A 12,769-nucleotide genomic window follows, 5' to 3' on the forward strand; every position below is an offset into this window, starting at 1 on the left:
TTTCTTAACGTGCTCCCATTATTGCTTCTTTGTCTTGATACTGAATGTCATAAATACGTTGATAAGGTCCACCATTGTCAAGCAACTGATCATGGGTACCACGTTCAACAATTTCTCCTTCATCTAAAACAATGATTTCATCTGCATGTTTAAGTGAAGAAATTCTGTGGGCAATAATAAATGTTGTTCGATCTTGCATCACTTCTTTTAATGCTTTTTGAATGCTAAACTCTGTTTCCATATCAACAGCTGATGTTGCGTCATCAAGTACGAGAATACTTGGATCAATTAGTAACGCTCGTGCAATTGAAATGCGTTGCCGCTGTCCGCCACTTAAACCCATTCCCCGTTCACCTAACATCGTGTCATAGCCCTTAGGCATCTCCATAATAAATTCGTGAGCTTGCGCTCGTTTTGCTGCTGTTACGATTTCTTCTAGTGAGACATCAGGACTACCGTACGCAATATTTTCTTTGATTGTTGTCGAAAATAGAAATGGTTCTTGGAGTACAAAACCAATATGCTGACGTAAATGTTTTAAATCATAAGATGATATATCTTTACCATCAATGAAAACGTGTCCTTCTGATGGCTCATAGAAACGCGTCATAAGCTGAGTGATACTTGATTTACCAGCACCGGTTGCACCGATTAAACCAATAATTTTCCCTTGGGGTACTTTAAATGAAATATGCTTAAGTGCTGGATCGTCGTGTTCTGTGTATTTTAAAGTAACGTCATCAAACTCTACCTCGCCTTTGATTCTAGATGAGGCATGGCCATTATTAGGATCAACAATATCTTCTTCCGCTTCTAATATATCAAGTAGGCGTTCACCAGAAGCTTTAGCTTGTGAGAACTGATTAACAATAAACCCTAAGTGCATTAACGGTCCAACAATATAGTTGACTAAACTAAAGAAAGCCACTAATTCACCCAAACTCATTTGTTCATCAATCACTAACCAGCCACCAAATATAAGTAAGGCAATCATTGCTAAGTTACCGATAAACTCCATAAATGGAAAGTAGCGTGCCCAAATTGAGGCTGTTTTTATATTTACATCCTGATACTTTTGATTATCAACGGTAAATCGGCTGATTTCAAAATCTTCTTTTGATAGTGACTTGATGGTGTTCATACCACTAACATTTTCTTGAATCCGCGTGTTTAGATTACCTAATGATTTACGGATCGATCGAAATGCTGGGTGTACTTCTTTATCGAATTGTTTCACGACAATGATTAGTAATGGCATGACAGCCATTGTTACGAGTGCAAGTGGAATGGAATAATAGAACATAACAATAATACTTGTTCCCATTAAAAAGACGACCCGAATTAATTCTTTAAATCCTGCCGCTAAAAAGAACTTAAAGCCTTCCACATCCATGGTTAAACGAGACATCAAATCACCTGTTCGTGCATTGTCGTAATATGTGAAGGATAACCGTTGCAATTTACGATATAACGCATCACGTAAATGATAAACGCTTGTTACACCAAACAAATCGCCAAGATATTGTTGCGTAAAATTTGCAATCCCTTTTACCATCATTAATAAGATAAATCCTATTGCTAAGTAAGGTATAAGTGCATAATCTTCAGCTATGATAACTTCATCAATTGTAATTTGTAACACCATTGGATAAATAACTGTAATCGCTGTAACTATGAGCACAAAAAAGAGCGAAGTAATAAAATATCTTTTATGTGGCCAATAGAATTCTTTTAATTTTTTAAATATATCCAAGCTTTTCCCTCCTCTTTCTCTTTTATACACGTACTAATATATCGGGTATCGAAATAAATTACCAGTCTTTTGATTTGATTTTTTGAATATTCTTATCTTTTTCATGTAAATTCTTTCGTTTTAACCACATCAATTTTCGACTAGCGTTACCAATCGCCGCTTAAATGATCTATTTTCAGGCAAAATGGTTAACTTTTAACTAAATAGACGTTATAGTATTACTTGTATTACATTTTGAAAGGAGTCTACATATGTCGTCACTTGATTTTGGTGAAATACTAGAAATTGCTCTTGGGATTGGGCTTCAATTCTTAGTATTAGTTATCGCATTCTTAATCGTAAATCCCTTAGGTAAGAAACTCATTTCTAAGCTCTTACACACCTCTACTGAAAAACAAAACGTTTCAGAAGCACGTGTGCTCACCTTAGAAAAATTGCTTTTAAATATTTACTCCTATCTTCTCATTTTTGTTTTCATTCTAATGATATTTGGGGTCTTCAACTTGGAAATCGGACCACTCATCGCTAGTGCTGGTGTTGTCGGTTTAGCGATTGGTTTTGGCGCACAAGGATTAGTAAGTGATATTGTAACTGGTTTTTTCATTTTACTTGAGAAGCAATTAGAAGTTGGTGAATATATCACTGCAGCCGGTTATGATGGCATTGTTGAAGAGGTTGGATTACGCACAACAAAAATTAGAAGTTTTGATGGAACACTTAACTTTATTCCTAATCGTCAATTAGAGGGAATCAGTAATCATTCGCGTGGTACGATGCGTGCACTGGTCGATATTGGCATCAGTTATGATGATAACATCGATCATGCCATTCGTGTATTGCAAGATGTCTGCAATCGTTTCAGTGAGGATGAGCGTTTCATTGAAACACCTCAAGTTTTAGGCGTCCAGCAACTTGGCAGTTCAGATGTTGTTATTCGCGTCATTGGACAAACTCAAAACATGGAACAATGGAGCGCAGAACGCGACATGCGTAAAGCCATTAAAGAGGCATTTGATCAAAACGGTATTGAAATACCATTTCCGCAACAAGTTACAACGATTAAACAAGAGGAAAATGCATAAGAAATCGACAAGGACGCAAGCAGAAAAGTGCTTGCGTCCTTGCTGTTTTAAAACTTCAAATCACACGTTTAGTCTATCATTAACTGCCGAAGTGTATGGGTCACTACATCAACGCCCACTTGCAATGCGTTCTCATCTGGTTGTAACTGGCCATTATGTAAACCAAAAGGTGAATCAACGCCTAGCCAAAACATGAATCCCGGAATCTCTTTTAAGAAGTACCCGAAATCTTCACCTGTCATTGCCGGATCGGCTTCTTTATAAATGATGCCTAGTTGCTCTGTCCACTTTGCAAATCGCTCCACGTAGGACTTGTGATTAAATACTTGGTAATAGTTAGAACCATAATCTATTGAGATCTCACAGTGATGCGCTTCGCTAAAGCCAGCCGCAAATGCTTCAATATTTTCTTTGATGAGCGCGATACTGCTTGCCGCACTCGTTCTAATTGTTCCTTCTAAACGCGCTGTTTCAGCAATACTATTCTGCACTGTACCGGCAGTCATTTTCCCAATTGTTACAACAGCACTTTCAATTGGATTAATTCTACGGGCGACAATTTGTTGTAATTCAGTAACAAAGTAACTGCTCGCAACAGCCATGTCATGTGTCAGATGTGGGTATGCCGCATGACCGCCCTTGCCCTTGAAATCGATAAACAATTCACTTGTATTAGCGAACAACAGGCCAGGGCGACTTGCCACTGTGCCAACCGGTAATTCTGGAGCCACATGCAAACTAAAGATCTCATCAACTTGATGCGTTTTAAAGCTCTCTGCTTCCATTAAAGGTAGTGCTCCACCCGGACCTTCTTCCGCAGGTTGAAAAATAACAAGCACATCATCACGTCCAGGCTGATTAACTAACTGTTCAATCACGCCCAGTGCAATGGTCATATGAAAATCATGGCCACATGCATGCATTTTCCCTGGATGTTCTGATTTAAAATCATAACCTGTTTTCTCTTCAATCGGCAAACCATCAATATCCGCCCGATAAGCAATGGTCTTTTCCGGTCTAAGACCTTTAATCTTCACCAATAGACCTGTGTGCCACTTTTCAATCACCAGGCGTTCCGAATGAAACGAAGCGAGAACCTCCAACAAGAGTGTTTGCGTTTTAATTTCTTTAAAGCCTAACTCTGGTATTTTATGTAGTTCACGTCTTATTTTCACCAAATCCATCAATTATCCCACTCTCTTAAATTTCCATGATGTATAATAAGCTAAAAGACAGGAGACTAGACGCCCCCTGTCTTTCTCATCTAATCATTAAGTTTGCGTAAAGCTTGCATAATCTCCGTTTTTACCTTCGTTTGATCATCAATTTGTTTAAGTACACGTGCTGGCGTCCCACCAACAACGGTGTTTTCCGGCACATCTTTCGTAACAATTGCTCCTGCAGCGACAACTGCACCTTTACCAATCGTTACCCCTTCTAACACAACGGCATTCGCCCCAATCACAACATTATCTTCTACAATAACAGGTTGTGCAGATGGTGGCTCAATAACACCAGCTAAGACAGCACCCGCGCCCACATGACAATTCTTACCGACTGTCGCTCGACCACCTAAGGTTGCGTTCATGTCAATCATCGTTCCTTCACCAATAACAGAACCAATATTAATCATCGCACCCATCATTACTACTGCGCCATCACCAATCTCAACTTGATCACGTATAACGGCACCAGGTTCGATTCTAGCATTGACTTTTTTCAAATCTAGCATTGGAATCGCTGAATTACGACGATCATTTTCAATAACATAATCCTCAATTGCTGCTTTATTGCTTTCTAAATCTTTAGCTATGATGTCCCATTCACCGAAAATAACACCTGTGTTTTTTTCAAGAAAGGTTTGAACCCCTTCACTAAAATGAATAGCATCTACCGCTTCACCTTTTATGTAAACTTTTACAGGTGTCGATTTTTTACTATCTGAAATAAATTTAATAATCTCTTCTGCGTTCATTGTGTTCATTTATACATCCCCCTAATTCCATTGATATTCTATACTGTATCAAATGACTAAAGATTTTGACAAGTATTATTGCTTGGTTCATTCATCCTTAAACAATGCTTTATTGATATGAATGTACTTATTCATTTCTTTTAATATCGCACGGCGTGTCAGAATACCATCAAAATAACCATCTTGATCTACCACACAAACAAACGGATGGTCAATGACTGATTTTAAACAGGTGAGAAAATGATCCGACTGTTTAACAGAAGGAACCTCCACATTCATAACCTCACTGACAGTAATATCTGATAAACGTTCCATCTCAAAGCGTTCGATTCCTAATACATTATTTAATATAACCGTCTTTCCAATAATACCTTTAAATTTATAATGCATGTCTAACACTGGTACGGCGGAATAACCCGACTTCACTAAAATGAGTAACGCGTGTTCAAGTGGATTATTTAATTGGACATGCGCTACTTTTTCAGATGAAATCATCATCGACCCAGCTGTTAAATTTAATAAAGGTAATGGTTTTATTGGGACCATTTGTAACACTCCTTCAATCACTATTAAACAACTATTTAAAACTTTCTCCACCTTCTAGTTTAGCATAAATTGAAAATAATGAAAAAGAATAACCATTCTCAATTAACTATCCGACAGAAAGTGAATATTGTGTGTTTTCAGAAAAATTTTAGGGTGTATTCCACCGTTATTCATGATAAAATATAGAATAGACTACATCTATTTAAAATTGATAAATTGAGGGGGCGACCGCATTTGGAAGCGACAAGTAACGAACTCGCAAAAGCCATTTTTATAATTAACCGCCATGCTAAAACTGCACCTGAACCAAAAGAACTCTATCAGTTAAAAAAACAGGCAATTGACAAGTTGATTGCTGAGAAAAGAGCTAAAAAAATCGGACTACAGTTTTCTGAAAAACCAAAATTAAGTCGACAACATTCGACTGTATTAGTCAAAGTTGGTGACTTCTACTTTCATATCCCTCCGTCAAAAGAAGATTTTAATCAAATTGAACACCTCGGTGCACTTGATCAAAATGTTAGGAATCCTCATGTGAAAATGTCGCTTACTCAGGCAAAGCGAATGATTTGTAAGTATCTTGATATTTCACAGCAAAAAGATAAAAATCAACGTTATTCGAAAACTTACACACAATCTCTGCTTGGCAGATGGAACTATTCTTATTATCATAAAAAGAAATAATTTTTTCATACTGAAGGAGACTATTTTTGCTATGGCCTTACCGATAAATCACCATGTTAAAACCATTGAAATTTCTGGCATCCGTAAGTTTTTTAATCTGGTTGCAGAACGCAATGATATACTTTCACTCACTATCGGACAACCCGATTTCCCGACCCCAGAAATAGTAAAGGAGAAAGCGAAAGCAGCCATTGATCAAAATTTAACAACTTATACGCCTAATCACGGGCTAAAAGAACTTAGAGAAGCCGTAAGTCATTATCTTAATGAAACTTACCTCCTTGAAACTTCTTATGATGAGGTTTTGATTACTGTTGGTGCTTCACAAGCACTTGATATCGCCCTGCGAACCATATTATCACCAGGGGACGAAGTTATCGTTCCTTCTCCCATCTATCCAGGTTATCAACCACTAATTGAAATGCAAGGTGCCACAGTAAAAGAAATTGACACCACTGCCTCACAGTTTAAGCTAACTTTAGAACAGCTTGAGGGACAAATTTCCGAGAAAACACGTTGCTTGATTCTTCCCTATCCGTCTAATCCGACTGGTGTTTCCTTAACACAAACGGAATGTGAGATGATTGCAGCATTTGTTAAAAAACATAATCTTTATTTGATTACCGATGAGATTTACAGTGCGTTGACCTTTGATTTTGAGCATTTCTCAATGGGAAGAATCAAGGCAATTAAAGATCAACTCATAGTTATTAACGGGCTAAGTAAGTCTCACGCGATGACCGGTTGGCGAATTGGATTTTTAGTAGCCAGTCAAGCACTGATCAACCAATGTGTAAAAGTGTTGCAATACAGCGTTTCTTGTGCTTCTTCAATCAGTCAATATGCAGCGCTCGCAGCTGTTACTGAGGCTAAAACAACACCCGTAGCGATGAAAGAAGCTTATAAAGAACGGCGGGACTACGTTTATCATCGCCTCACTGCTATGGGCTTAACCGTCGTTAAACCCGATGGGGCTTTTTATTTCATGTTTAAAATTCCACACCATCTCAATGCTTTTGATCTTGCCCTTGATATTCTTGAACAAGCTAAAGTCGCTTTTGTTCCTGGGTCGAGCTTCGGTCAAGCAGGTGAGGGCTATTTAAGGTTATCCTATGCTTATAGCATGGATACGCTCGTTGAAGGCCTCGACCGCTTAGCTATGTATCTATCAAAATAATCATATGATTATAATGCCCGTTACTAACCATGTAACGGGCATTTTTATGGGAAATAGTCATTTCAGTCAATAATTATCTCCCCTTCGTACTCATTCTTAAAAAATTATGATAAGATAGGGCTAGACTATTTATTAATAATAGGAAAGGATTTATTATATGACCGAAAAAAAGAATAAAAAAGTGCTTTCTTTTTTCGTTCTGTTCATTACTCTCGTGATTACAATGCTGTTTGTTCGACAATATATTTTTAAAACAGCGATTGTAGATGGCAAAAGTATGATGCCGACTGTAAATGATGAACAAACAATTTTGTATAATCGTCTCAGTTATTTATTTAGTGAACCTACACGTGGTGACGTTGTCGTTATTGAAAAAGAAAATCGAACATATATTAAACGCATCATTGGTTTACCACAAGAAACCATTGAAGTAATTGATCAACAACTCTATATAAATCAAGTCCCCTATCAACAAGCCTTTATCACGGATGCACAAAGTTTTTGGACACACGATATTGTTGAAACCATGATTCCTAAATCGTACTACTATGTCATGGGCGATAATCGGCGAAATAGTCGCGATACACGAAATTCTTTAGGGTTTATTCATCGTGATGAAATCATTGGACGAGCAGAATTGATAATATATCCGATTAGCAGTTGGCAAGTGATTTATTAGTTAGGAGGAATCATCTATGGGATACTGTCCGAATTGTGGTAGCAACGTGCATAGTGATGAAGTTTTTTGTGTAACCTGTGGCGAGAAACTCCCCGCTGATTTAGACATGCGCAATACTTCCAGTGGACTAACCAAAAAAAGTCTATGGCTTCCATTCGGTAGTTTAGCCATTATGTCTTTAGTGTTTCTCGTGATTTGGGTAACAGCCTCACACAATAAAGAAGCAGCTATTGACTATTACCACGCTGCAAGTGATGATCTTTTATTAGGAAATTATGCAGAAAGCGAAATAAAATTAGATCGCGCCTTACACATACATCCACAATTTGATGATGCTACTGTCTTAAAGGACGTTGCTGAAATAGGTAGTGCCTATCAGTCAATTCAATCTGAATCCGTTTATTCACATGAAACGATTCAACAGTTAGATAATTATTTAATTGAATTAGAACCTTACCAAGGTGAGATCGCAGATCAATTACGTTTATCAATTAGTGATTTAATTATCAACTTACGATTGGATGATATCGAATTACGTTTGGAATCGACACAATCTGTACCTGGCCTACAAGCCATTCTTTGGGAATTAGAAGGCATCGCTTCACCAAAAGCTTTAGAATTAACACAAACGGTCAAAGAACAGTTAAGTGTCCATATGAGTAGCTTAATTAATAATCATATGACGAACCATCAATTTAATGAAGCCAAACAATTAATTGAAACCGGTTTGAATTATTTACCTGAAGATGACCGTTTATTAAGTTTAAAACAAACCGTTGAGACGGAACAGAAAATTTTCGAAGCATCATTGGAAGAACGGATGGAGCAAGCATTTAGTCAATATTATGAGGATCAAGAAATTAACGCCAATGATGCTGTAGATTTGATAAACATTTCCTTAAACACAAAGGAAAATGGTCAATTATACATTGAAGGCACGATTAAAAGCATTGCCACCGTACCCATTTATAACGTCCGTATTCATTATCAGCTGATTGATGAAAATGATGCGCGTTTGGATGAACATCAAATTTATGTTTACCCTGAAGAATTATTCCCTAATGATGAAGGTCAATTTGATTTCACTTATCTCTCTGATGCATTTACAGATCAAAATCTCGAAATAGAAGTAACCTCGATTACTTGGCTTCTCGATAAAGCGGGTGATGATAATGCATCATAAATACAAAAAAAGACTCATTTTTATCAGCCTTTTGGTTTTATTGCTTGGATCTTATTTGAACTTCCGATATTATCGCCACCACCAACAACTGTCTATCTCTGTAGAGGCGCCTATTGTTACGCATCAGCCTGAACAGTCAAGTGAACGTTCATTGAAACAAATCATTCATGACTTACAGAAAAACGTCATGCAAATATCTGTTGAAACACCTTACTCTAGTCGCGTTGGTTCTGGCTTTTTATACAATAATAAGGGAGACATCGTAACGAATGCACATGTGATTGAAGATGCCACCTCTATTCAAGTGACGTTATCAAACACTGAAACATATCCCGCAGCCATTGTTGGTGTTGGTGAAACAAATGATATTGCTGTCATACGTGTCCCTCAATTAATCAATCAACGCCCTATTAAATTTGACGCAACGACTCGTTTTGATATTGGCAGTGACATCATTGCAGTTGGTTCGCCACTTGGCTTACAAAATTCTGTCTCTGTAGGCATTATTTCTGGTGTTAATCGCTCCTTTGATATCGGCGACTATTTATATGAAAATGTATATCAAATATCTTCAAACATTACCCATGGAAATAGTGGCGGTCCTCTCATTGATCGAGCGTCTGGCATGGTCATAGGGATTAATGCTGCAGGCATTAATGACAGTGATATCGGATTTAGCATACCGCTAATCGATGTGATTGATCAATTAACCGAATGGTCAATGACTGCTAATTATGAAGACTTAACACTACCAAGTCGTTACCAATCCTTTGAGTCATCAATGAGCGATTATGAAGAAGATAGCTATTACTTGGTCCAATATTTTGTGGATAATTTAGCGATTCATGATTACATTAATGCCTATACCTTAATGGGATCAAACTTACAAGAGAATATTAGTTATTCTGATTTCAGAAATGATTATCTATCATTAAAATCCTTGCGCGTAGTCGAAAAGAAAGCGAGTCAGATTCACGATGATTATATTATTTACGACGTAGCGTTAGAAATGGAAACACAAGAAGAAGACTTAATGGTTGTATCCTATCGGTTCAGAATTGCTTTGGAGAATGACCAACTCAAGATCATTGATTATCATGAAATTGATGATTAACCCATTATTTTATGCTGACAGAATCCATCGAAAAGAGTGATGCAATTGATGAAATATATCTTAATGACACTAACAATTATGCTATTGCTAGTGGGATGTCAAAACGATTCACCTGTCATTATGCAAGAACCATCCAGTGAGCCACAAACAGATGATGTTGAACTTGTTGAAGAACAATTAAATGAAGAAATGGTTGAGATGATTGAATTTCAAGTTAATGAGCAAGTTATCCGTCTCGCCATCAAACAATTACCTATTTTGAATCATTACCTAGCACAACATAAAAATCGTAGACAAGCCATTGAAGCGATGACGCTTGAGCCATTAACTCTTGAAGAATCCGATCGCTTTTATCTGTTATCGTTTGCCTGTGATGGGCCAAATTGTTCCTATCTCATTATTGATACAAAAACACAGCAATCACATTTAATTGCAGATCAAACACAATTGAGTCAATTAATTGAAACACCGTTTGATGACACATTGGTTTTTCGTTTTTCAAAAGATATAACTGAATATGATGGTCATTTAATGAAGGATCGACTCGTTGCATTTAATTTTGAGGACTGGGAAGAGAAACCATTTAACGCAAACCAAGAAGATTCAATTGTCAGTAGCATGCAACAATACGAACAAAGCTTATTAAATTTCCAATTCAACGCCCAAGATGAACTGGTCATTGAGACAATCCCAGTAAATCTCGTACAAACACATCACTTGGAATTAACAGCCGAATCATTAGCAGATTACAGTCATCATTACCACCTGACCATTGACTAGGAGGAATAAAAAATGAATGAAACACTAACAACTATCCTTGAGCACCGTTCAATCAGAAAGTTTAAAGACATGCCGATTGAAGCAGACCAACTTGATTTGATCATCGATGCAGCTCGAAGTGCATCGACTTCTAGCTATTTAATGGCCTATTCAATGATTGGCGTGACAGATCCAAAGAAAAAAGAACAGCTCGCTGCCATTTCAAATCAACCTTACATTAAAGACAATGGCCATTTTGTTTTATTTCTAGCCGACTATCACCGTCACATGGTCACCGCTTCTCGAGAAGAAAAACAAGTCATTGCTACGAATGTTCAATCAACTGAATACTTTATGATTGCCACGGTGGATGCCACCATTGCCGCACAGAACATGGCTTTAGCTGCTGAATCATTAGGCCTTGGCATTTGTTATATTGGTAGTATCAAACGCGATATGGATCTTGTTAATCAATTATTTGACTTACCTGAGCATGTGATTCCGTTATTCGGTTTAGCGATTGGCCATCCCGATGAACGCCAAGAAATCAAACCGAAGTTGCCTAAACGCGCCGTCTATTTTGAAAATAGTTATCCCAGCGATGAAGAGCAATTCACTTACCTACAACAGTTTGACAGCGAAACTGAAGCTTATTATCAGTCACGTTCAACCAACACGCGGAGTGACCGCTGGACGCAACAAGTTATTCAAAACTTGCACAATAAGCGTAATGACCGGCTAACTCCATTTGTAAAAGAGAAAAAATTTAATAATCGTTAAAAATAACCCCTGACAAGTAAAACACACACACTCATGTCAGGGGTTATATTGTTATTAAAGTTTTATTGCAATTTTACCAAATTGCGTTGATGCTTCGAGTCGCGCAAATGCTTCTTCATATTGATCCAATGAATACACTGTGTCTACAACCGGTCGCAGTTGATGTTTTTCGATGAAGGTTAATAATGCTCTTAATTCTTCTCGACTTCCCATGGTCGAGCCAATAATCATTTGTTGTTTATAGAAAAACTGGCGTACATTAAAAGAAACGCTATCTTCTGTCGTTGCGCCAAAAGTCACTAATCGTCCGCCAGGTTTTAACACGTCCAAGCATTTTGTAAGTGTTTTCGCACCAATGCTATCAATAACTAGATCAATCGTTTCATTCACTAACGCACTACCCCATTCACTCTCAGTCAAGATACCCCTATCAGCACCTAATTCTTTGGCCTTTCTTAGTTTTGCTTCTTTACGTGAGGTCACAATAACCCGCGCCCCTTGTGCTTTTGCAAATTGAATCATGTAACTACTTACTCCGCCACCAGCTCCTGGAATCAAAACAGTTTCTCCTGGTTTTAATTGACCCTTGGTAAAAATGGCTCGATAACCAGTCAACGCTGATAAGCTTAACACAGCTGCCTCGGTATCGGATAAATAAGCGGGTTTATGCTCTAAGTAATCCTCATCTTGCACATAATATTCAGCAAAAGTTCCGTGATGAGGAAATCCAACGATTTCTAGATCAGGTGCTGAAGCGATGGTAGCTTCGTTCCAATAAAGACCGGGATTTACTATTAACTTATCACCAATTTTAAAACGCGTCACATCAGCACCAATCGCTTCCACCTCGCCGACACCGTCAGAACCTAAGATGACAGGTGGCGCATTTGATTCATGTCGGTCTTTTATGTACAGGTCACGGCGATTTAACCCTGCGACCTTCATTTTAAGACGAACCTCCTTTGAGTTTAATGCTGGTTTCGGCATCTCCATAAGTTTTGTTTGATTACCTTCGTCCACAATTGCACGCAATTTTC

13 protein-coding genes are annotated in these 12,769 nt (G+C 37.8%); 8 read left to right on the forward strand and 5 right to left on the reverse strand.

Translation table 11 applies throughout. From position 1 onward, the window contains the following. Positions 1 to 4 precede the first annotated feature (4 nt). Positions 5 to 1,753: an ABC transporter ATP-binding protein gene (locus DES38_RS02580; protein WP_110250520.1), complete on the reverse strand. Its 1,749-nt coding sequence runs from the start codon at positions 1,751 to 1,753 to the stop codon at positions 5 to 7. Between the two features lie 251 nt (positions 1,754 to 2,004). Between DES38_RS02580 and DES38_RS02585 the strand changes: the two genes are divergently transcribed. Further along, positions 2,005 to 2,835, forward strand: coding sequence for a mechanosensitive ion channel family protein (locus tag DES38_RS02585; RefSeq protein ID WP_110250521.1), 831 nt, complete (start codon positions 2,005 to 2,007; stop codon positions 2,833 to 2,835). Positions 2,836 to 2,903: 68 nt separating this feature from the next. Here DES38_RS02585 and DES38_RS02590 read toward each other — a convergent pair whose 3' ends face one another. From DES38_RS02590 to cbpB, 3 genes are all read right to left on the reverse strand, one after another. Further along, a complete protein-coding gene (locus DES38_RS02590; protein ID WP_110250522.1) occupies positions 2,904 to 4,019 on the reverse strand; it encodes an N-acetyldiaminopimelate deacetylase in 1,116 nt (371 codons plus the stop codon). An 80-nt stretch (positions 4,020 to 4,099) separates the two neighbouring features. Beyond that, positions 4,100 to 4,819, reverse strand: coding sequence for a 2,3,4,5-tetrahydropyridine-2,6-dicarboxylate N-acetyltransferase (dapD, locus tag DES38_RS02595; RefSeq protein ID WP_110250523.1), 720 nt, complete (start codon positions 4,817 to 4,819; stop codon positions 4,100 to 4,102). A gap of 78 nt (positions 4,820 to 4,897) precedes the next feature. Then, the gene (cbpB, locus tag DES38_RS02600; RefSeq protein ID WP_110250524.1) at positions 4,898 to 5,356 is read right to left on the reverse strand and encodes a cyclic-di-AMP-binding protein CbpB; all 459 of its coding nucleotides are present in this window, start codon (positions 5,354 to 5,356) and stop codon (positions 4,898 to 4,900) included. A 234-nt stretch (positions 5,357 to 5,590) separates the two neighbouring features. On the opposite strand from cbpB, the gene DES38_RS02605 reads away from it, so the two are divergent. From DES38_RS02605 to nfsA, 7 genes are all read left to right on the forward strand, one after another. Continuing rightward, a complete protein-coding gene (locus DES38_RS02605) occupies positions 5,591 to 6,040 on the forward strand; it encodes a YkyB family protein (protein WP_110250525.1) in 450 nt (149 codons plus the stop codon). A gap of 31 nt (positions 6,041 to 6,071) precedes the next feature. Continuing rightward, positions 6,072 to 7,217, forward strand: a complete 1,146-nt coding sequence (locus DES38_RS02610) for an aminotransferase class I/II-fold pyridoxal phosphate-dependent enzyme (protein ID WP_110250526.1) — start codon at positions 6,072 to 6,074, stop codon at positions 7,215 to 7,217. Positions 7,218 to 7,374: 157 nt separating this feature from the next. Further along, positions 7,375 to 7,896, forward strand: coding sequence for a signal peptidase I (lepB, locus tag DES38_RS02615; protein WP_110250527.1), 522 nt, complete (start codon positions 7,375 to 7,377; stop codon positions 7,894 to 7,896). Between the two features lie 16 nt (positions 7,897 to 7,912). Next, complete coding sequence (locus DES38_RS02620) at positions 7,913 to 9,079, forward strand: FxLYD domain-containing protein (RefSeq protein ID WP_110250528.1); 1,167 nt, start codon at positions 7,913 to 7,915, stop codon at positions 9,077 to 9,079. Next, positions 9,069 to 10,193, forward strand: a complete 1,125-nt coding sequence (locus DES38_RS02625; protein WP_110250529.1) for a S1C family serine protease — start codon at positions 9,069 to 9,071, stop codon at positions 10,191 to 10,193. Before DES38_RS02620 ends, DES38_RS02625 begins: the two co-directional genes overlap by 11 nt. Before the next feature lie 48 nt (positions 10,194 to 10,241). After that, positions 10,242 to 10,973 (forward strand): hypothetical protein, encoded by a 732-nt coding sequence (locus DES38_RS02630; protein ID WP_110250530.1) that lies wholly within the window; start codon positions 10,242 to 10,244, stop codon positions 10,971 to 10,973. A 12-nt stretch (positions 10,974 to 10,985) separates the two neighbouring features. After that, positions 10,986 to 11,732: an oxygen-insensitive NADPH nitroreductase gene (gene nfsA, locus DES38_RS02635; protein ID WP_110250531.1), complete on the forward strand. Its 747-nt coding sequence runs from the start codon at positions 10,986 to 10,988 to the stop codon at positions 11,730 to 11,732. 54 nt (positions 11,733 to 11,786) lie between these two features. Here the strand turns inward: nfsA and DES38_RS02640 are convergent, their stop codons facing one another. Continuing rightward, positions 11,787 to 12,764, reverse strand: a complete 978-nt coding sequence (locus DES38_RS02640) for a zinc-binding dehydrogenase (RefSeq protein ID WP_110250532.1) — start codon at positions 12,762 to 12,764, stop codon at positions 11,787 to 11,789. Positions 12,765 to 12,769 lie beyond the last annotated feature (5 nt).

Source organism: Streptohalobacillus salinus (genome assembly GCF_003201605.1).
Taxonomy (GTDB): Bacteria; Bacillota; Bacilli; order Bacillales; family Amphibacillaceae; genus Streptohalobacillus; species Streptohalobacillus salinus.

What these genes read in the sequence shown, in the direction of transcription:
- cbpB (WP_110250524.1), bottom strand. Translation starts at nt 5,356, where the DNA reads ATGGTCCCAATAAAACCATTACCTTTATTAAATTTAACAGCTGGGTCG.
- lepB (WP_110250527.1), top strand. Translation starts at nt 7,375, where the DNA reads ATGACCGAAAAAAAGAATAAAAAAGTGCTTTCTTTTTTCGTTCTGTTC.
- DES38_RS02610 (WP_110250526.1), top strand. Translation starts at nt 6,072, where the DNA reads ATGGCCTTACCGATAAATCACCATGTTAAAACCATTGAAATTTCTGGC.
- dapD (WP_110250523.1), bottom strand. Translation starts at nt 4,819, where the DNA reads ATGAACACAATGAACGCAGAAGAGATTATTAAATTTATTTCAGATAGT.
- DES38_RS02590 (WP_110250522.1), bottom strand. Translation starts at nt 4,019, where the DNA reads ATGGATTTGGTGAAAATAAGACGTGAACTACATAAAATACCAGAGTTA.
- DES38_RS02630 (WP_110250530.1), top strand. Translation starts at nt 10,242, where the DNA reads ATGAAATATATCTTAATGACACTAACAATTATGCTATTGCTAGTGGGA.
- DES38_RS02620 (WP_110250528.1), top strand. Translation starts at nt 7,913, where the DNA reads ATGGGATACTGTCCGAATTGTGGTAGCAACGTGCATAGTGATGAAGTT.
- DES38_RS02625 (WP_110250529.1), top strand. Translation starts at nt 9,069, where the DNA reads ATGCATCATAAATACAAAAAAAGACTCATTTTTATCAGCCTTTTGGTT.
- DES38_RS02585 (WP_110250521.1), top strand. Translation starts at nt 2,005, where the DNA reads ATGTCGTCACTTGATTTTGGTGAAATACTAGAAATTGCTCTTGGGATT.
- nfsA (WP_110250531.1), top strand. Translation starts at nt 10,986, where the DNA reads ATGAATGAAACACTAACAACTATCCTTGAGCACCGTTCAATCAGAAAG.